Origin of the sequence: Neolewinella antarctica (assembly GCF_011927835.1) — a bacterium.
In the GTDB taxonomy this organism is placed as follows: Bacteria; Bacteroidota; Bacteroidia; order Chitinophagales; family Saprospiraceae; genus Neolewinella; species Neolewinella antarctica.
The window spans coordinates 72,912-91,522 of the sequence record NZ_JAATJH010000011.1 but is presented as its reverse complement, the minus strand read 5'-3'; the positions used below and the strand labels follow the sequence as shown (position 1 = coordinate 91,522).

General features: G+C 54.3%; 18 protein-coding genes. 13 read left to right on the top strand and 5 right to left on the bottom strand.

The window, feature by feature from the left end; genetic code table 11:
- The first annotated feature begins 50 nt into the window (after positions 1 to 50).
- The 12 genes from pgl to GGR27_RS19010 all read left to right on the top strand — a co-directional run bounded on the left by pgl (position 51) and on the right by GGR27_RS19010 (position 11,504).
- Positions 51 to 791 carry a 6-phosphogluconolactonase gene (gene pgl, locus GGR27_RS19065; RefSeq protein WP_168040379.1) on the top strand — a complete coding sequence of 247 codons (741 nt, stop codon included), beginning with the start codon at positions 51 to 53 and terminating at the stop codon, positions 789 to 791.
- Positions 792 to 1,090: 299 nt separating this feature from the next.
- Entirely contained in the window at positions 1,091 to 1,255 is a 165-nt protein-coding gene (locus tag GGR27_RS19060; RefSeq protein ID WP_168040377.1) for a hypothetical protein, read from the top strand.
- Positions 1,256 to 1,480: 225 nt separating this feature from the next.
- The gene (tsaE, locus tag GGR27_RS19055) at positions 1,481 to 1,912 is read left to right on the top strand and encodes a tRNA (adenosine(37)-N6)-threonylcarbamoyltransferase complex ATPase subunit type 1 TsaE (RefSeq protein WP_168040375.1); all 432 of its coding nucleotides are present in this window, start codon (positions 1,481 to 1,483) and stop codon (positions 1,910 to 1,912) included.
- Entirely contained in the window at positions 1,905 to 3,146 is a 1,242-nt protein-coding gene (locus tag GGR27_RS19050; RefSeq protein ID WP_168040373.1) for an alanine dehydrogenase, read from the top strand. The genes tsaE and GGR27_RS19050 overlap by 8 nt, the downstream gene beginning before the upstream one ends.
- Positions 3,147 to 3,197: 51 nt before the next feature.
- The gene (locus GGR27_RS19045) at positions 3,198 to 4,268 is read left to right on the top strand and encodes a hypothetical protein (protein WP_168040371.1); all 1,071 of its coding nucleotides are present in this window, start codon (positions 3,198 to 3,200) and stop codon (positions 4,266 to 4,268) included.
- Between the two features lie 233 nt (positions 4,269 to 4,501).
- A complete protein-coding gene (locus tag GGR27_RS19040; protein WP_168040369.1) occupies positions 4,502 to 5,200 on the top strand; it encodes a Crp/Fnr family transcriptional regulator in 699 nt (232 codons plus the stop codon).
- 121 nt (positions 5,201 to 5,321) lie between these two features.
- Entirely contained in the window at positions 5,322 to 5,957 is a 636-nt protein-coding gene (locus GGR27_RS19035) for a hypothetical protein (RefSeq protein ID WP_168040367.1), read from the top strand.
- A gap of 132 nt (positions 5,958 to 6,089) precedes the next feature.
- Complete coding sequence (locus GGR27_RS19030; protein WP_168040365.1) at positions 6,090 to 8,489, top strand: 3-hydroxyacyl-CoA dehydrogenase NAD-binding domain-containing protein; 2,400 nt, start codon at positions 6,090 to 6,092, stop codon at positions 8,487 to 8,489.
- 143 nt (positions 8,490 to 8,632) lie between these two features.
- Positions 8,633 to 9,802 carry a thiolase family protein gene (locus tag GGR27_RS19025; protein WP_168040363.1) on the top strand — a complete coding sequence of 390 codons (1,170 nt, stop codon included), beginning with the start codon at positions 8,633 to 8,635 and terminating at the stop codon, positions 9,800 to 9,802.
- 139 nt (positions 9,803 to 9,941) lie between these two features.
- Positions 9,942 to 10,223, top strand: a complete 282-nt coding sequence (locus GGR27_RS19020; protein ID WP_168040361.1) for an AbrB/MazE/SpoVT family DNA-binding domain-containing protein — start codon at positions 9,942 to 9,944, stop codon at positions 10,221 to 10,223.
- The gene (locus GGR27_RS19015; protein ID WP_168040359.1) at positions 10,220 to 10,654 is read left to right on the top strand and encodes a type II toxin-antitoxin system VapC family toxin; all 435 of its coding nucleotides are present in this window, start codon (positions 10,220 to 10,222) and stop codon (positions 10,652 to 10,654) included. The genes GGR27_RS19020 and GGR27_RS19015 overlap by 4 nt, the downstream gene beginning before the upstream one ends.
- 136 nt (positions 10,655 to 10,790) lie before the next feature.
- Positions 10,791 to 11,504 (top strand): hypothetical protein, encoded by a 714-nt coding sequence (locus GGR27_RS19010; protein ID WP_168040357.1) that lies wholly within the window; start codon positions 10,791 to 10,793, stop codon positions 11,502 to 11,504.
- Between the two features lie 221 nt (positions 11,505 to 11,725).
- Here GGR27_RS19010 and nadB read toward each other — a convergent pair whose 3' ends face one another.
- From nadB to GGR27_RS18990, 4 genes are all read right to left on the bottom strand, one after another.
- Positions 11,726 to 13,327: an L-aspartate oxidase gene (gene nadB / locus GGR27_RS19005; protein WP_168040355.1), complete on the bottom strand. Its 1,602-nt coding sequence runs from the start codon at positions 13,325 to 13,327 to the stop codon at positions 11,726 to 11,728.
- A 145-nt stretch (positions 13,328 to 13,472) separates the two neighbouring features.
- Entirely contained in the window at positions 13,473 to 14,069 is a 597-nt protein-coding gene (locus GGR27_RS19000) for an STM3941 family protein (protein WP_168040353.1), read from the bottom strand.
- Between the two features lie 57 nt (positions 14,070 to 14,126).
- Positions 14,127 to 14,711 carry an STM3941 family protein gene (locus GGR27_RS18995; RefSeq protein ID WP_168040351.1) on the bottom strand — a complete coding sequence of 195 codons (585 nt, stop codon included), beginning with the start codon at positions 14,709 to 14,711 and terminating at the stop codon, positions 14,127 to 14,129.
- Positions 14,712 to 14,730: 19 nt separating this feature from the next.
- Complete coding sequence (locus GGR27_RS18990; protein WP_168040349.1) at positions 14,731 to 15,957, bottom strand: class I SAM-dependent methyltransferase; 1,227 nt, start codon at positions 15,955 to 15,957, stop codon at positions 14,731 to 14,733.
- A 158-nt stretch (positions 15,958 to 16,115) separates the two neighbouring features.
- On the opposite strand from GGR27_RS18990, the gene GGR27_RS18985 reads away from it, so the two are divergent.
- Positions 16,116 to 16,481: a SnoaL-like domain-containing protein gene (locus GGR27_RS18985; protein ID WP_168040347.1), complete on the top strand. Its 366-nt coding sequence runs from the start codon at positions 16,116 to 16,118 to the stop codon at positions 16,479 to 16,481.
- 3 nt (positions 16,482 to 16,484) lie between these two features.
- Here the strand turns inward: GGR27_RS18985 and GGR27_RS18980 are convergent, their stop codons facing one another.
- Positions 16,485 to 18,578 carry an APC family permease gene (locus GGR27_RS18980; protein WP_168040345.1) on the bottom strand — a complete coding sequence of 698 codons (2,094 nt, stop codon included), beginning with the start codon at positions 18,576 to 18,578 and terminating at the stop codon, positions 16,485 to 16,487.
- Between the last annotated feature and the right edge of the window lie 33 nt (positions 18,579 to 18,611).

The window sequence follows — 18,611 nt, the reverse complement described above, 5'->3', positions numbered from 1 at the left end:
CGTTCGGGCAAGATGCCCTCAACCTTTCTCACACCATAAATGACAAGCCCATGCCCTACAACCCCGATCTAAGAATCTCCACCGACGGCCCCGCCGTAGCCCGCGCTTTCGCCGACCACATTGTCGCTAAACTTAACAAAAAGAAAGAAGGCCCACTCTTCTGGGCGCTGTCCGGTGGTAGCACACCCAAGCTACTATTCAATCTGCTGGCGGCGGAGTACCAAGACAAGATCGACTGGAGCCGACTACACTTCTTCTGGGGTGACGAGCGGATGGTGCCGCACGATGATGCGGAAAGCAATTACGGAGAAGTCAAAAAGCTACTTTTCGACAAGGTGCCAGTAGTGAAAAGCCAAATCCACGCCGTACAGACAAACCTGGAACCGGAAGAAGCCGCCAAAGCCTATGGTGAAAAGATGATGCAGCTGCTCCCCAGCAACTCCGACGGGCTACCGATCCTGGACATCAACATGCTCGGTATGGGCGGCGACGGGCATACGGCCTCCATCTTCCCCAGCAACATGAAGGAGATGATGGCCAGCGACGAGATCTGCACCGTAGCTACCCATCCGGACAGCGGGCAGAAGCGCGTTACCATGACCGGGAAAGTCCTGAACGCGTCCGATGAAGTCTGCTTTCTGATTACGGGTAACGGCAAGACGCAACGCGTTGCCCAGATCATCAACCAAGAGAACGGGGCGGTGAACTTCCCGACGGCGCACATTAAGCCGACTAGTGGGAAGTTAATCTGGTTTTTGGATGAGGCGGCGGCTAGTGAGGTGGGGTATTAAGAAGAGTAGGGGGTAGGGAGAAAGAGAGGCGATAGGCTGGTAGGCGGTAGAGACCCGAGCGTAAAAGATTTAATGCTCACAAGTATTACCGAGCCTTTAAAAATCTTCGAACCAAAGTGCGGTAGCCCTACCGCCTACTAGCCTACCGCCTAACCTTCCTACCGCCTAACCTTCCTCCCGCCTAGGGAAACTCGTAGCTTGAAATATCAAAGCACTAAATACTTAAAGAAACTCTTCCCCGTCCGAACATCCCCTAAAATTCCCCGTCCTTATCTTTACCCCTCCCAAAAACTAATCACATGGCTACCACCAACTCCACCCCCGCCGACCGCCGCAAATACTGGCTGTACTTTTTTGTTTTCTTCGTCATCTTCATGTTGATGCTGGTCTTTATGAACCAATGGTTCTGGGTGTCGATGCCGTTTATGCTGACGTTTTTGGTGATGGCTTTGGGGTATATGTAGGTTAGGTGCTGGATGATGTATGAATTGGCGCGGTCGCGGGTGCAGGGATATTATATGCGCAGGCGGGGTTTGGTGTCGGATGATTCACAACAAAAACATCGTAACGAAAACAACGCAACGAAAACAACGCAACGAAAACGTGGGGAAGCATCCCCACGCTACGAGAGACGACCCTCCGGGCCTAAGCGCACTACTTTGTAGTGGCGTCCGCACAAAAATGATCGTGTGAAGTACACCCTCGATGCCCTTTCGGAAATAGCCGCCCAGCTATTAAAGGATGAACCTGCTGGCACTATTTACACCCTAACCGGTGAATTAGGCGCGGGGAAAACGACATTAGTCGCCGAAATGGCTCGTCAATTGGGCGTCATCGAACCCACGTCGAGCCCGACTTTCTCCATCGTCAACGAATACGCGGCCACCGACGGGCCGATCTTCCACCTGGATTGCTACCGCCTCAATTCCATCGAAGAAGCGCTCGACGCAGGGCTGGAAGAATTATTCGGGCGTGATTTTGTGGCCGCCTTCGTCGAATGGCCAGCCGTGATAGAACCACTTCTGGGGTCGGGCGTTGTTCATTTGCACCTCGAACACGCCCCCGGCGGCCAGTCGCGGCGCCTGAGCATTTCCCACGGCCACGAAACCAGCGATGAGTAGCACCGAGCAAGACCGACCCAAGGTATCCTTACCCGACGAACTTACGTCCGGTTACGGCCAGACGATGACCGAAACCTTGCTGGTTGACACCAAAGGGGAAAGCCTTTTCATCGGTATCCCAAAGGAAATCACCCTACAGGAACGGCGTGTAAGTCTCGTGCCGAGCGGGGTGGCCAACCTGACGAGCCGGGGCCACCGGGTGCTCGTCGAAACGGGAGCCGGTACGCCCAGTAATTTTACCGACCACGACTACAGCGAGCACGGCGGCGAAATTGCGCACTCCGCAATGGAGGTGTACATGAAGTCGAAGATCATCATTAAAGTAGCGCCACCGACGCTCGATGAAATCGACATGATGCAGCCGGGGACGATTCTCATTTCTCCCCTCCAGCTACCCATCATCACGTCCGAATATCTTTTCCGCCTCAAGCACAAACGCATCGTGGCTATTGCCATGGAATACCTCCGGGATGAGGAGGGCTGCTTCCCCATCGTCCGCATCATGAGTGAAATGGCCGGCATCACGGCCATTCAGATGGCGGCGGAATTACTCGCCGGAAGCCGCGGTGGACCCGGCGTCTTACTCGGCGGCATCTCCGGCGTGCCGAGTGCGAAGATCGTTATCCTGGGCGGCGGCGTCGTTGCTGAATACGCCACGCGGACCGCGCTCGGTATGGGAGCTGAAGTACGCGTATTCGACGACAATATTCACAAATTGATGCGTCTGCAGAACAACGTAGGCTGCCAGCTTTACACGAGCGCGCTCAACCCCATTTACTTACGGCGCGAGCTCCTCACTGCGGACGTAGCCATCGGCGCAATCCACTCCAAGGAAGGACGGACGCCGGTGGTGGTGAGTGAAGACATGGTGCGGGGGATGCAGCCGGGGTCGGTCATCATCGACGTGAGTATCGACCAGGGTGGGTGCTTCGGAACGAGCCACCTGACTAGCCTCGACAACCCTACTTTCGTGAAGCACGACGTGACGCACTGCTGCGTTCCCAACATCGCCAGCCGGGTGGGGCGGACGGCCAGCATCGCGGTTAGTAACATTCTCGTCCCAATTCTGCTGCGGGCGGACGGGGCGCGGTCGTTCAACGACTTTATCATTCGTAACAAAGGCATGCGCCACGGCGTGTACACCTTTAAGGGCTGCCTGACCAATACTTACCTGGGCCGAAGATTTGAAATGCGGAGCACGGACATCGACTTACTGATGACGAGTAGTATGTAGGTTACACGCAACCACGCGGAACCCGCCCCTTATTTTCCCTACCTTGGCGGAATGAATGTTTTTTTCGATCGGATCGCGAATTTTTTCGTCAGCCTACCCCCTGATTTAGCCATTTTGCTCGCCATCATTGGCGTCGTCATCTTTACTCTCGGCCTGATCCTGGGCTGGTTGATCCAACGGCGGGCAACTCGGCGGTTCCGTCAGGAGGTGCTGTCTTTGCAGGGGGAACGTGATTTGTTGTCGGATCGTAATGCCCGGTTGGAGGAAGAGAAATCTTCCCTCGGGCGGGAAATAGACCTCATCAAGAAAGAGAAAACCGACGCACTGGAACGCATTCAAACCCTCGAACGGGAGGGCCTCGTGACGACGGAGCGGAACGTCGATTTGAGTAGCCAGGTAGAAGCGCTCGAGGTAAGCAATCAGACTTACGCGTCCACCATCGAGTCTCTGAACAACCAGGTGATCGGGCTGAAAACCCAGAATGAACAGCTGAAGGGAAGGACTTCCGGAAGCGCGGACGATCAGGAAGGGCAGGGCGGCCCCAGTTACGACGATCCGTTCCTGGCTCCTTACCCAAACAACTCGGTCCCGGCGACCGCGCCTAATCTATCGGACCTCGAAAGGCGACTCGATTACCTCGAAAACCGGATGGCCAGCCTCGCCGAAGAACGAGAATTTACCGCCCGCATCGCTGCCCCAAACGCACAGTCGAACGATGCGTACGGCAGTTGGGAACCAGTCGCGACGGACGCAGAAGGCGAGCCCCTCGTCATCCGCGCCGACACCACCGAGGCGGGCGTCAGGGTCGGCCACGCCGGTAACGCGAAAATCATCGTGCAAACTACGCCGTCGCTTCACACGCCCCTGACCCCCGCCGAAGACGAAATAAGGGATGACCTGACGCGTATCCGCCGCATTGGTGACTTCTTGCAAAATCAACTCAACGCAGTCGACGTGTACCGCTACGAACAAATCGCTGCGTGGGCGGCGGATGACATTGTTAACTACACGGAGTTAATCGGTTACCTCCCCGGCGCCATCGAACGGGACGATTGGGTCGGGCAGGCGCGCCAACTGGTGGACGCTGACGACGTAGCCGATGACACCGGGGCGGAAGGGTAAAGTACCGGCGGACAACGAACTAGTCCCCGAGTAACCGGGGCCCCTGCGTCGCAGTATTAGTAGTTCAAACACCGAACCCGCTGAAACAAGGCACCTTGTTGTTGTGCTGGCGTCACTTCTTATTGCTAAAGGACTGTATATTATGTCCCTTACGCGCGTTATGCCTACGCTAGAATCGCTTATTTTAACCAGTTACCCACCGTGACCTTCTGGGTTAATCTTCAAAAAAAATCATGGCTGAGCAGTCTTTATGGTACGTTGAGAACATTGATTTGTCCAACATTTTTTGCCCCAAAAAAGTAGATATGGGGATGTTGGGAGCAAAGGACCATCTTCGCTTTGAAGCTAACCAGTACATTTATTTACCCGATGAGCCGGCTAAAAAGATATTTTTGATCAACGAGGGGCGCGTCAAACTCGGTACGTACAACGGCGGTGACGGCAAGGAAGTGACCAAGGCGATTCTCTCTCCGGGGCAAGTATTTGGTGAATTAGCCCTGATTAACGACGATAATCGCCGTGATTTTGCCTACACGCTGGAGCCGACTTCGCTCTGCGTGCTGGAAAAGGGAGACCTACAGAGTATGCTCCGTGAACGCTCCGAACTACAACAATTCTTCATGCGCCTCATCGGTAACCGTACGCTACAACTGGAGCAACGGCTGGAAAACCTGATGTTCAAGACGAGCCGGGGGCGGATCGTGGAATTTCTCCACGAATTAGCCCTGACGAAAGGTCGCGCCGTGGGCTACGAGCGGGAAGTCCGCAACATGCTGACCCACAAGGAGATCGCCGACCTGACCGGAACTAGCCGGCAGACGGTCAACACCGTGCTGAATGACTTAAGGCGGGACAACGTGCTGACCTTCGACCGGAAGCGCATGTTGGTGCGGGACATGGATCGACTCAGGGAAACCGACACCGCAGCGTAGTGGCCGCCGCACCAAATGATTTTTTGGAGAAGTGGGAACTCTGCTGGTTTCTTGCGTTGAATAGGGGTTAACGTAGTTCGAATCTGCGACTCATCTCCAACCATTAAACCCACAAATTCCCATGCGCAAGCCCCTTTTTCTCCTCTTCTCGTGTTGTTCCCTTTTCATCGCCACGTCCTGCTCTCCCAAAACCACGGCCGGCGCGATCGGTGAAGACGGCACGGATTGGGCCGCCCGCGCCAAGCAGTATAAAGACGACCCCGCCGCCCTGCGCATGTTCGCCGAAGGGTGCGAAGCCAACGAGGCCCGCCTCCTGACGGCCCAGCAAGAGTTGACTACTTACCGGAGCCAGAGTGATCAGTCCAACGAAACCTTAGCGGGGGCGCGGACGCAGGTGCAGGGTTTGCAGACCGAGAATGAGCAATTACGGCAGCAGATCGCCACCATGGCCGCGACCAAGAACGACCAAGTCGATACGGACAAAGCCGTCGTCCAGGGCGTAGTTTTCCAGGTACAGTTAGGTGCTTACGCGCAAAATCGGGTCGACGCCGAGCTCGCTACGGAAGACGCGCTGGAACTACAGGATCAGAACGGCGTCCAGAAAGTAGTCATTAGCCAGTTCCGTACTTACCAAAATGCCGCCCAGCTACGCGACCGGCTCAAAGTCATGGGCGTAACGGGTGCCTTCATCGTCGCCAAAAATAACGGCCAGCGCATTACCGTGGCGGAGGCGTTGCGGATGGCGGGGCAAAACTAATTGGCACAACACCCCGGCAGTTCAATCATCTGTGAATACTTACCGCCTACCGCCTACCGCCTATTACCCACCCTCCCCTTCCAGCGAATTTTCGCTAACTTGCACCCCAAGCTTAAAAACATCACTAAAAACATGCAATACCGTCTTAAAAAAGTAGCCGTGCTCGGTTCTGGCGTCATGGGTTCGGGCATCGCCTGCCATTTCGCGAACATCGGGCTCGACGTGCTGCTACTCGACATCGTGCCCTTCAACCTCAGCGACGAGGACAAGAAAGACCCCGTCAAGCGTAACAGCCAGGCCGTCAGTGCGCTGGCCGCCGCCATCAAATCGAAACCCGCCCCTCTGTTCAAGCCGGAATTCGCTAAGCGGATCACGACCGGTAATTTTGACGATAACTTCGAGGAGATCGCCGATTGCGACTGGATCATCGAGGTTGTCATCGAGCGGCTCGACATTAAGAAGCAGATCTTTGCTAAAGTGGATAAGTACCGGAAAGCCGGTAGCCTCGTTACGTCCAATACTTCTTCCATTCCCATCAATTTGCTGGTGGAGGGCCGGAGTGACGATTTTCGGACTCACTTCTGCGGAACGCACTTCTTTAACCCACCCCGTTACCTGCGTCTCTTCGAGGTAATCCCCCACGAGGGAACCAAGCAGGACGTCGTAGATTTCTTTATGCACTACGGCGACGTCTACCTCGGTAAGCAGACTGTTCTCTGTAAGGATACCCCGGGCTTCATCGGTAACCGGATCGGCGTCATGTCTGGCGTACAGATGATGAACTTGACGGTGAAGTACGACATGTCGATCGAGGAAGTGGACGCCATCACCGGCTCGCTGATCGGCCGGCCGAACACGGCTACTTACCGTTTGCAGGATCTGGTCGGCATCGACACCAGCGCGAAGGTTTCTGAGTTCGTGATGGGCAATGTTTCCGACGACGAGTACATCGACCTGGTGAAAGGGAAAAAGTCGCCTAAATTTATGGCGCATTTGCTCGACAATAAGTGGTTCGGTAACAAAACCGGACAAGGTTTTTACAAGAAGACGAAGGAGCGGGATGAGAACGGTAAGTCCATTATTCACGCCCTGAACCTGAAGACGCTCGAATACGCCAAGGCCGAAAGCCCCCGCCCCGCCATCGGTAAAAGCAAGATGATCGAGGACATGAGCCGCCGGATGCACTCCATCGTGACGTCCGACGAGAAGGAAGGTAAGTTCTTGCGCGAGTACTTCTCCGGCCTAATCGCTTATTCCGCCAACCGCGTCCCCGAGATCGCCGACAACCTTTACAGCATCGACGACGCCATGCGGACGGGCTACTTCTGGGAATACGGCCCCTTCGAGACCTGGGACCAAATCGGCCTGGAAGAAGGTATCAAAATGATCGGTGAGGTCGACGGGAAAGTCGCCGACTGGGTCACGGAGATGAAAGCCGCCGGCCACACATCTTTTTACAAAGTAGAAGGTGGTGAACGTAAGTTTTACGATCAATCCACGAAGAGCTACCAGCCGGTACCTTCTCTGAGTAACTACATTATTCTGGATACCCTACGCGAGCAATCGCCGGTCATCAAGAACGAATCCGCTACCGTCCACGACCTGGGTGACGGCGTGATGTGCGTGGAATTCACTTCGAAGTCCAACTCCATCGACGACGCCATCGGCCAAGCAATTTCCGAAGCCATCGATAAGGCGGAAGCGGAAGGCTGGAAAGGTATTGTGATCGGTAATAACGCCAAGAATTTTACCGTTGGCGCTAACCTGATGAACGTCGGGATGATGGCCATGGGCCAGCAGTTCGACGATCTGGACAAATTGATCGACGGCTTCCAGCAGTTGAACATGAAGATCAAAACCTGTAAGGTGCCCGTCGTGGTGGCTACGCAGGGTTATGTCTTTGGTGGTGGTTGCGAGATTGCTATGCACTGTGACGCTGGTATCTACGCGGCGGAAAGCTACATTGGCCTCGTTGAAGTGGGTGTTGGTTTGATTCCCGGCGGTGGCGGTACGAAGGAACTTGCCCTGCGAGTTTCGGACAGCTACTTCGAAGGTGACGTACAGATGCCTACTTTGCTGAATGCCTTCCAGACGGTCGCTACGGCTAAAGTATCGACTTCAGCTTCCGAAGCGTTCGACTACAAGTACCTGATCGAAGGAAAAGACTTCGTGGAGGTAAACATGCAGCGCAACATCGGCGAGGCGAAGCGTAAGGTGCTGGAACTATCCCGCGAATACGTGGCTCCGAGCATTCGGGAGGATATCACCGTTCTCGGGCGGGCAGGGTTGGCGGCTATCTACACGGCCATCAACGAGTTCAAGCTGGGTAAGTACATTTCCGAGTACGACGGTGTCGTAGCCCGGCACGTAGCGAACATCCTCTGTGGTGGCGAGCTGACGCAAACGACGCTGGTCTCCGAGCAGTATTTGCTGGACCTGGAGCGGGAGGCATTTCTTTCGCTGCTGGGTAACCAGAAGACGCTGGAACGGATTCAGTATACGTTGCAGAATAATAAGCCGTTGCGGAACTAAGAGGGTAGGCGGTAGTCTGTAGGCGGTAGGTTCCGTCATTTATAACGTAGGAACCTACCGCCTATCGCCTACAGACTACCGCCTAAAAAACCCCTGCACCCGCGTCCGCGCAAAATTAATTAACGACTACAAAGCACCTTAAAATGGAAGCTTACATCATAAAAGGATACCGCTCCGCCGTTGGCCGCGCCAAGAAGGGAGGATTCAAAAATTACCGCTCCGACGACCTTGCCGTCGACGTGATCAGGCACTTGATGAGCACCGTCCCGGAAGTGGACCCGACGCTGATCGACGACGTGATCGTCGGCTGCGCGAACCCGGAAGGGGAACAGGGCCTACAGATCGGACGACTGATCGCCGCCCGTGCGCTCGGTAAAGAAGTTGCCGGAATTACCATCAATCGCTACTGTGCTTCCGGTTTGGAATCGATCGCGATGGCGGTGGGTAAAATCAAGGCTGGTTTCGGTGACATGTACCTGGCCGGTGGCACGGAAAGCATGAGTCAGATCCCGATGACGGGCTACAAACTCAGCCCCAGCTACAAGGCGGCGATGGACAACTTGAATTACCACGTTTCGATGGGTAAGACCGCTGAGGCCGTCGCTAAAAAGTACAACGTGACGCGCGAGGAAGCCGATGCTTTTGCCGTTACCAGCCACGAAAAAGCCGCCGCGGCGATCGACGCCGGGAAATTCGACGGGCAGATCGTGCCGGTGGAAGTAGAAGACGTTTTCGTGAAGGATGGCAAGATGGTTAAGTCGAGCCACACCGTGAAGATGGACGAAGGCGTGCGCCGGGGTACCAGCATGGAGGGCCTCGCCCGCCTGCGCGCGGTGTTCCAGACGGATGGCGTCGTGACGGCCGGTAACTCCAGCCAGACTTCGGACGGGGCCGCGTTTACGCTCGTCGTTTCCGAACGGATGGTGAAGAAGCTTAACCTGGAGCCGATCGCCCGCTTGGTGAGTTGTTCCGTCGGTGGTGTTGACCCGCTGTACATGGGCATTGGCCCCTGCGTAGCGATTCCGAAAGCACTCGAACGGGCTGGCTTGGGTATTAAAGATATTCAGCAGACGGAATTGAACGAAGCCTTTGCCACCCAGGCGCTGGCCGTGATAAAGACGATGGGCATCGACCCGGAAACCGTTAACCCGAACGGCGGCGCGATCGCCCTTGGCCACCCATTAGGTTGTACCGGCGCTAAACTGACCATTCAGTTACTGGATGAGATGAAGCGGCGGGACCAGAAGTACGGTATGGTCACCGCCTGTGTTGGTGGTGGGCAGGGGATTGCTGGTATTTTTGAGCGGTTGTAGACCTCGTTGTGATGCGATAGATAATAGAAGCCCCGCGACAAGTTTGTTGCGGGGCTTTTCTTATTTTAGTGCTCCACTTAATATTCCCTCAGCAACTTTTCTGCCAAACTCACCGTTTAAATTGCCAAATTCTGGCATTATGACGTTGACGATGGATAAATTTGGCAGGGTGTTGATTCCTAAAGCGCTGCGAAAAATGGTTCAGATAGAACCTGGTGGCGAAGTCGAGGTGGAAGTAGATTCAACTACTCATAAAATAACCCTCACTTCTAAAGCTGAAGCACAGAAACCGAAGCTAACGTTCGATTCCGACGGATTTCCTCTGATTGTTGGTGGGGAACCGTATCCCGCGGACTTTGATACCGTTGCGTTTCTCAAAGAATCTTACGAAGAATACCACAAGTCTCGATTTGGCGTATGAAAGTACTTTTTGATACGTCCGTGCTCCTTCCCGCTCTCGACGTAAAGCACACGCAGCACGAAGCATGTTATAAGCTGTTGAAAAACTGTGAGGCAAACGCCGAAGTCATCGTGTTGAATACACACCTCATGGCAGAATTATTCAATAACCTGACGAAGCAACCTCGGCTTGCCATTACCGTAGCTGAGATTAACCTTACCGTTCACCGGCTAGCCGACCGTTACGTTAATGTTGAACTGAACATGACGGATTACTTAGCGGCAATCGATCGGTGTACTAGCCTTGGTCTACGCGGCGGCGTCGTCTACGACGCCCTCCACTTCCAGGCCGCCATCAAAGCTAAGGTCAATGTCCTCTACACCGGTAACCTGCGCGACTTCGAGCGCCTGAAAACGGAAGAGATTACGTTCGGTATTAAATCTCCTTATTGACTATCTACTTAATGCTTGCGCAAAATTTATCCCGCTAATCGTTAAGTTTCTCTCAAAAAAGTAAGTTGGTGTTCATGAATAACCAATATTTATATCTTTGCGAATAGATTAGCAAACACAAAAACACTAATAACAAATGAAACTGTTTCTTACTACCTTTTTCCTGTTCCTCTTTATTGGAGCTGGTGTACCCCTCACTGCCCAAAATTTCACCAAAGACTTCCAGAGCTTTTCCCGCAAAAAGCCGGTAACCGTCGTCCTCAAAACCGGAGATAAGGTCGAAGGCGACCTTAAAAAGGTTACCCGCAAAAAAGGCATGGTGACCTTCATCATGATCGAATCCACCGGCGGAAAGGAATATAATCTTCCGGCCGCAAAGGTTAGTCAGTTTTACGCCGCCCCGAGTGGTATTGAAAAAGTAGCCAAGGTTATCAACTTCTCTAATGGAGAAGGTTGGTTTGACCCTAACGTGGACAGAAACCTGATTAACGACGGATATCTCGTTCTTGAGAGCGTAAAGATCAAAGGGAAGAAAAAAACTATGACGGCGCTGCTGCAATTAGCAAATCCTGAATTCAGCAATGGTGCAAAGGTATACCACATGCCAGGTGGCAATAAGAAAACTGGGAGTATGATGATCCCTGGCGTGACCGGCACGACGGCTTACTTCTACGTACAATTGGGTACCGCTCGCTACGTAACGCTCGTCTCTAAAGTACGCTACAAGAAGGAATTTGAAGATATTTTCAAGGGCTGTGATGCTGTCCTGAATGTCGATAAGCCGAAATGGAAAGATTTCTCCAACCACATTCTTACGTACAGTGAAGCGTGCGGCAGCGAGACTAAATAAGTCTCGTTAGGTAACACCTTTTTTCTACCACAAAGGACACAGGGAACACAAAGAGAGCTAATCTTTGTGTTCTCCGTGTCCTTTGTGGTTCCTATTTGCGTAGGGTCACCGGATAAGGTATGCTGGCTTTAAGCTACTATTTGTGGCGCGGTCGCTGGTGCAAAGAAAGTAAGTCGGAGCGAAGTTTGATCATTCCAAGAAGCTTCTAATACTTGAGTACCTTATAAAATAGAATACTGCACAAAAGCCGCCCGCTCCGGATAATCCGTATTGTAATGCAGCCCCCGGCTCTCGTGCCGCAAACTAGCCGCTTTGGTCACCAAATGACCGAGCGTGATCAGATTGCGGAGCTCACAAAGCTGGGTACTGACCAAGCTTTCCTTATATAGTTCCTCCGTCTCCGTACCCAGTAAATCCAGCCGCTTACGCGCCCGAAGTAGCCGTTTGTCATTACGCACGATACCGACGTAACTCGACATAACTTCCTTCAGTTCCTTCGTCGACTGCGTAATTAAAACCATTTCCTTCGGGTCCATCGTCGCCGTCCGGTTCCAGTGCGGAATGTTTTCTTCGATTTCCGCCACGTCGATATTTGCGGCGATGGAATGAGCGATGCGGTGACCAAAGACTAATGCTTCTAAAAGGCTATTACTCGCCAGACGGTTAGCGCCGTGTAAGCCGGTGCTGGTGCATTCTCCGCAGGCGTATAATTGCCGGACGGAAGACTTGCCGTATTCATCCACCTTCACGCCGCCGCACATGTAGTGGCACGCCGGACAAACGGGGATCATCTGCTTCGCCGGGTCGATACCGATGCTCAGGCATTTATCGCGAATGGTCGGGAAGTGCTTGATGAAGTGTGCTTCGTCGATGTGCGTACAGTCGAGCCACATGCATTCGACGCCGGCGAGCTTCATTTCGTTGTCGATGGCGCGGGCGACGATGTCGCGGGGCGCGAGGCTGCCGCGCGGGTCGTAGTCGTGCATGAACTCGGAACCGTCCTTGCGCTTCAGGATCGCACCTTCACCACGGACGGCCTCGCTAACGAGGAAAGCCTGCGGATCACCAACCGGGTTGTAAAGCGCGGTAGGGTGGAACTGGACGAACTCCATATTCTCCAGGTGCACTTTGGCACGGTAAGCCATCGCAATGCCGTCGCCAGTGGCGATGACGGGGTTGGTCGTCGAGCGGTAAATCTGCCCGTTACCGCCGGCGGCGAGGACGGTGTTTTTGGCCAGGATTTTGTCGATCTCACCGGTTTTGCGGTTGAGAACGTAGCAACCGTAGCACTCAATGTCGGGCGTCAGTTTGGTGACGATGTAGCCGAGGTGGTGTTGGGTAAGGAGGTCGAGGGCGAAGAAATGCTCGTGGACGACGAGGTTATCCAGCGTGGCCGCCTTTGCGCTCAGGGCGCGTTGCATTTCCCAGCCGGTTAGGTCTTTGTAGTGCAGGATGCGGTTTTCGGAGTGCCCACCTTCGCGGCCGAGGTCGTATTTTTTAAACTGGTCCAGATCGAAGCGGGTGCCCCACTCAATGATCTCTTCGACCCGCGTCGGTCCTTCCTCCACGACAATGCGGACAATGTGTTCGTCGCACAGTCCGGCGCCGGCGTCGAGCGTGTCGGCGATGTGCTTTTCGTGGGTATCGGAGCCGTGGTCCCAGACGGCCGCCACGCCACCCTGTGCGTAACTCGTATTGCTCTCCCGCTCGTTTACCTTGGTGAGGACATCGATCTTGAGGTCTGGGCGGAGTACGGCGAGCTTGATGCCGGTAGAGAGGCCGGCGATTCCGGAGCCGATGATGAGAACGTCGGTATTGAGCATGGGCGGGCTTGGTTTAGGGCCTAAGGTAAGTGGTGTTGGTAGAACTTCGCGGGAGGTGGATAGTTCGGGCTCTCCATTTGCGTACGAACTCAGCTTATGCGGCGCGGTCGCGGGTGCCAAGTAGAGTGGGGGGAAGAAGCTGGATTTATCCTAGTAGTTCGTTCCGCTTACGAATCAGTTCCGGAAGAGACACACCTTCACCACCGCGCAGCTCCCGCTGAAAGTTCCATTCCTCCCGTAGTAACTCAAAAACTTCCCGGGCGGGAAGATCGAGCGTGCTGCAATTAACGGTAATGGGGGTACCGAGTAGCTCCGCATTTTGCGCCATGGCTCGGCGTGCCAGTCCGCCACTCGCCTTATCGAGGTAGTCATCCGAGTTACGTACGTTCAGTAGGATCATGTGATTACTACCTATTTGGTGCAGTTTCACGTCGGTAATGTCTTCCCAACGAATCAATCCCACGGCTACGGCGCTGGTCCGGTCCTGAATGCCTTCGTCATTTACTTCCAGGGCCATTTTATCGGAGAGCAGCATTTTCAGCATAAAACCGCCGGCAACGCCAAAGAAGAGAATGGTTATTAAGCCAATGGCCATAATGACGAAGGGCCACAAACTTCCCGCCCCCCGAAACATATCTGGTACGGTGACAAACCAACTACCCGCCACTACGAATCCCAACGCGGCGGCCAGTAAGGCGTAAAATTTCGTTTTGCTAAAAGGAATCTGATACGGGTAATCCATGGCTCAATAAACGGTGAAAGCTTAAGGCGGTTTTGGCTACCTGAAAGGTCGGCAACCTCACCTAAATAACTCATCGCGCTGACGGAGTAACTCAGGAAGCGTGATGCCGGGGCTGGAACGCAGGGTTTGCTGGAATTTCAATTCCTCCTGAAGCAATTCAAATAGTTTCCGCGGGGAGACGTCGATCGCGGTGGTATTGATGATGGCCGGGCTGCCCAATGTTTTTACGTTATGCCGCATATTCGCCCGCAGGGTAGGGTGGTCCACCTTTTGCACGTAGGCTTCCGGGTCGTGTACGTCAATTAGGATCACGCTCTGCGGGATGGCCTTCTTAAACCTAAAGCCCTTAATGTCTTCCCAGCGGGTCAAACCCGGGGTAATGAAACTGCTATTGTCCCGAATGCCCTCGTCGGTAATTTCCAGGGGAAGCTGTTTTTTACGGAGGCGGGAAGCAAAAAAGACGGCCCCTAGGGTAAAGAGGATAATATTCAACCAGCCGATTACGGTCATTATCATAGCTGACCCGGTGCCATTCGTGTCCAACGCCAGCGTGAAAACACCCAGACCAACGAAGAGCAGGCAAGCCAAAATAGCGAGGTAACTCTTCTTTTTGCTGCGTTGTATTAGATAGGGGTAATCCATTATTTAAATTTGGTCGTGCTTACCGCTGAGCTATTAGATCCGTTAATCGGTGTTTGGTCACACCGAAGGTCTCTTTCAGCTTGGCTATTTTACTCTCCGTCTGCTCCCGTCCCGACTTAGTCGGGACCCTGATGGCCGTAATCATCACGTTCTTGGCCGTATGCTCCAACGGAATGAATTCAAATAATTTAGTCTTATACCCTTGCGTCTCCAGAATCAGCGCCCGCAACCCGTCGGTCAGCATCGCCGCCTGGCGTTCCAGTAAAATTCCATTGTTGAGTAAAGGCTTCAAATCGGCCGGCACGTCCATATCCCGCCGCACCTGTTTCTGGCAGCACGGGGCTACCACCATAATCTCCGCCTGTTTCAGTAATCCCTGATAAAGTGCGTCGTCCGTAGCCGTGTCGCAGGCGTGGAGGGCGATGAGCATTTCAATACTCGCGGGTTTGTAAGTATCGATGTAACCTTCCACGAAACGCAAATCCGTAAACTTATTTTCCTCGGCAATCTCCCGGCATTTATCCACCAATTTCGGCCGCAACTCCACGCCCGTGACCCGGACATTTGATTTAAGGGTGTTAACCAAATGATCGTACAGCGCAAAGGTCAAATACCCGGAACCGGAACCCATGTCGACAACGTGCGCGCCGGCCTTCAGCGGATGCTCCTTCACGAGGTTGTCGATAATCTCGACGAATTTATTGATCTGCTTAAACTTCCGTTTGCCGGCGGGGAGGACGACGCCTTCCTTGTTCGTAATGCCGAGGCTCCGTAAGTAAGGTTTATCGGCCGTGATGTCCCGGTGCTTCGCGCGGTCGTGCGGTTGCACGATCGGTTTGGCCACCAGCGCGGGCTCGTCACTGGATGACGCCGCTGCATCCGTTGGCCCGCCCAAAAGGTTATTCTGCGACCGAATCCGCGCGTTCCCCTTCCGGCTCACCACGACGCTCACGTGATCGTGGACCGTAAACAGATCACCACTCAAATACTCAAAGCCAAGCTTGGTCCGTAGGATGCCCAGCCCTTCGGTAATATCGTAGTTTTTCACCTCCTCCCGGTCGTGGTAGCGGTGGTTGATCTGGAGAACGGTTTGCCCCTTGATCTCCACCAAACGCGCGTAGAGATTCTTGGGCTTGTCGGTAGACTTTCGGGCGGGCTTGGCGAGGGTAATCTTAACTAGTTCGCGGGCCTGGATGGTGACGCGGGCGGCGGTCCAGAATTGGTGGAGTTGGGGGGAGAGGGCCATAGGACAGAAAATGAACTGTAAAGGTATCATTCACGGAACGCAACGGGCGGATGAATACGCTAACAAGAGAAAGTTTGTAAATAAACCAATAAAAACATTTTGTTGGTACTAGGATAAATGCTTATATTTGTTTGCACACATACGTAAATCCATCCATCATGACGATTCAACAAGTTGCCGACCGCCTCGTAACGCTTACCCGGGAAGGTAAGAGCGAGCAAGCCTACAAAGAGCTATTTGCTAAAGAAGCCACTTCTCACGAAATGCCCGGCGTGCCGGACGGAGATACCAAAGGCCTCGATGCCCTTCTCGCTAAAAGCGCCGCTTACGACACAGGCTTCACCGAGGTTCACCAAATGGAGGTGAGCGACCCCGTCATTTACGGAGAATTCATTGCGCTCGGGATGGGAATCGACGTGACGAGAAAGGACGGCACCCGCAGCGGTCTTGAGCAGGAGATCTGCGTCTACCACGTTCGCAACGGCAAAATTCAGAGTGAACGCTTTATCTACGCGATGGGGTGATCGCTACCGCTCATCGGCGTCCGTCTCCCGCTTTTCCAACACCAGCAACACGGCGGTTTCGGTGTCATTGAGCACGCGTTTCATGTTCTTTTGGCGATTATCGCGCTCGGTTTCGCGGAGCAGAATAAAGTCGTTGGCCTCCGTGTGGTTGGCGAGCGCGTCGGTGAGGTCGTTCGTGTCGGCGTGGGTCACGGTAAACTCTCCGGCCCGGACGCCGGCGCGGTTCATCAGCCCCCGGGCGTCTTCCTCAAAGGTTTCCGACCATTCATCTTCCCCTTCGTCGAGCAGCAACACCAGCACGGGAAGTTGGCGACCCTGCACGAGTTCACGCAGTACGGTTACCATGCGTATACCAAATTCCTCTGGTTCGCTCACCGGTAGCACCAGGCGCTCGATGCGGGTAGCGCGGTGGTGGAACAGGATGGCCTGACAGTTTTCTTCTTCCAGGTAGCGCCCCATCAACGCGGGCAGATCACTGGTGAAAGCCGTTTCGGACTTGATGGCTTTGCCGGCTACGGGCAGGGACTCTAAATCGGTCTCAAGTTGTTTTTTCACCGCCTCACCGTATTCTTCCCGCGCCTGGTCGGTGGTGGTTTGTTCGGGGATTTTGTAGTAGCCCAGGGCCAGTAGTTCGAGGCGGCCGAAGTTGTCGATGAAGTCGAGCTGCGGTAGATCGTCGATCTCCGGGTCCACGTTAATGGGGAGCAAAATATAAGGGCGACGGAGCGCGGGTGCAATGTGGGTGGGGGAAGGAGCGGAGACTTTTTTGCCCCGGTCGAACGCATAAAAGTAGATCAGGGAAAGTACGATCACCCCACCGCCAATGGCCATCGACAGCCATTCCATCCAGCCGATCAGTGCGAAACAGGCGATCGCCCCGATGATCGGTACGACTGGGTAGCCAGGAATCCGATAGGTAGGTGCGAACCACAGCGGTTTCCGTCTGCGGCAGAGGATGAGCGTCACGCAGATCAGTCCGTACAAAATCAAGTGAAGTAAACTAGCTACCTCGGCCAGCACCTCGATCCGGCCCAGAAACATGCAGGCGATGATCGGTAGTCCGACGACGGCCAGGCCGATGTGCGGCGTCCCGTACTTCGGGTGCAACTGACCGACTCTTTCCGACAGGAGCTTGTCCTTACCGAGCGCATAAACCGTCCGGGACGCACTCATGATGGACGCATTGGCGGAAGACAAAGTCGCCAGTAAACCGGCAAATAATATGGCTATTGCGCCAAATCTTCCCACCAGCGACCGCGCCACTTCCACCGTTGCCGTCTCGCCCATCTCGGCTAATTCTTCGGCCGGAAAAAGGCTGGTCGTCACGAACAGCACCAGCACGTAAATGAACGTGGCGATCAACACGCTCCCGATCAGCGCCCGGGGCAAAGTCTTGTGCGGTGCCTTCACCTCCCCGGCCACCGTGGCGATCTGGACGAAGCCGAGAAAAGAAGTAAACACCAACGCAGTCGTCGAAAACACCGGCCCCCAGCCTTCGGGAACGAACGCTTCCGGTAAGTTGCTCTCCCCCACAACGCCAAATACGCTCAGTACGCCGTAGCCGAACAGCGTGAGCAGGATGACCAGTAACCCGGCTACAATGTAATTCTGTGCCTGCCCCACTTTCTCCGTCCCGAATAAATTGAGCGCCAGCATCAAAATAGCAAAGCCCACACCGATCAGCGCGACCGGCTCGCCCATATCAATGTTGAATTCAGCCAGAAATTCTAGTAGATACTTAGCCAACCCCGTCAGGTAAAACGCCGTAGCGAAGATCAACCCAAACCCCTGCCCCAACCCGACGAGCGTACCCAAACGCGGCCCCATCACCCGCGAAACGAAAAAATACCCCCCACCACTACTCGGCATCGCCGTTGCCAACTCCGCCGTACACAGCGCCACCAACATAGCAATGCACCCAGCGATCACGAAACTAATGCTGGCACCCGCGCCCGCGGCCCCACCGGCCAACCCCGGAAAAACAAAAACGCCCGCGCCGACCATTGTCCCAACCCCAATAGCAAGGGCGGCGGGCAGCCCCAGGGAGCGTTCTAAAGATTGTGGAGTTTGGTTTTCGTCAGGGTTTTGGTCAGCCATGCTTAGTAAAGCGTTGACTAAGGGTTCTGCGTT

Excerpts from the sequence above, each read along its gene's own strand:
- pgl (WP_168040379.1), top strand. The coding sequence starts at position 51 with ATGCCCTACAACCCCGATCTAAGAATCTCCACCGACGGCCCCGCCGTA.
- GGR27_RS19060 (WP_168040377.1), top strand. The coding sequence starts at position 1,091 with ATGGCTACCACCAACTCCACCCCCGCCGACCGCCGCAAATACTGGCTG.
- GGR27_RS19050 (WP_168040373.1), top strand. The coding sequence starts at position 1,905 with ATGAGTAGCACCGAGCAAGACCGACCCAAGGTATCCTTACCCGACGAA.
- GGR27_RS19045 (WP_168040371.1), top strand. The coding sequence starts at position 3,198 with ATGAATGTTTTTTTCGATCGGATCGCGAATTTTTTCGTCAGCCTACCC.
- GGR27_RS19040 (WP_168040369.1), top strand. The coding sequence starts at position 4,502 with ATGGCTGAGCAGTCTTTATGGTACGTTGAGAACATTGATTTGTCCAAC.
- GGR27_RS19035 (WP_168040367.1), top strand. The coding sequence starts at position 5,322 with ATGCGCAAGCCCCTTTTTCTCCTCTTCTCGTGTTGTTCCCTTTTCATC.
- GGR27_RS19030 (WP_168040365.1), top strand. The coding sequence starts at position 6,090 with ATGCAATACCGTCTTAAAAAAGTAGCCGTGCTCGGTTCTGGCGTCATG.
- GGR27_RS19025 (WP_168040363.1), top strand. The coding sequence starts at position 8,633 with ATGGAAGCTTACATCATAAAAGGATACCGCTCCGCCGTTGGCCGCGCC.
- GGR27_RS19020 (WP_168040361.1), top strand. The coding sequence starts at position 9,942 with ATGACGTTGACGATGGATAAATTTGGCAGGGTGTTGATTCCTAAAGCG.
- GGR27_RS19015 (WP_168040359.1), top strand. The coding sequence starts at position 10,220 with ATGAAAGTACTTTTTGATACGTCCGTGCTCCTTCCCGCTCTCGACGTA.
- GGR27_RS19010 (WP_168040357.1), top strand. The coding sequence starts at position 10,791 with ATGAAACTGTTTCTTACTACCTTTTTCCTGTTCCTCTTTATTGGAGCT.
- nadB (WP_168040355.1), bottom strand. The coding sequence starts at position 13,327 with ATGCTCAATACCGACGTTCTCATCATCGGCTCCGGAATCGCCGGCCTC.
- GGR27_RS19000 (WP_168040353.1), bottom strand. The coding sequence starts at position 14,069 with ATGGATTACCCGTATCAGATTCCTTTTAGCAAAACGAAATTTTACGCC.
- GGR27_RS18995 (WP_168040351.1), bottom strand. The coding sequence starts at position 14,711 with ATGGATTACCCCTATCTAATACAACGCAGCAAAAAGAAGAGTTACCTC.
- GGR27_RS18990 (WP_168040349.1), bottom strand. The coding sequence starts at position 15,957 with ATGGCCCTCTCCCCCCAACTCCACCAATTCTGGACCGCCGCCCGCGTC.
- GGR27_RS18985 (WP_168040347.1), top strand. The coding sequence starts at position 16,116 with ATGACGATTCAACAAGTTGCCGACCGCCTCGTAACGCTTACCCGGGAA.
- GGR27_RS18980 (WP_168040345.1), bottom strand. The coding sequence starts at position 18,578 with ATGGCTGACCAAAACCCTGACGAAAACCAAACTCCACAATCTTTAGAA.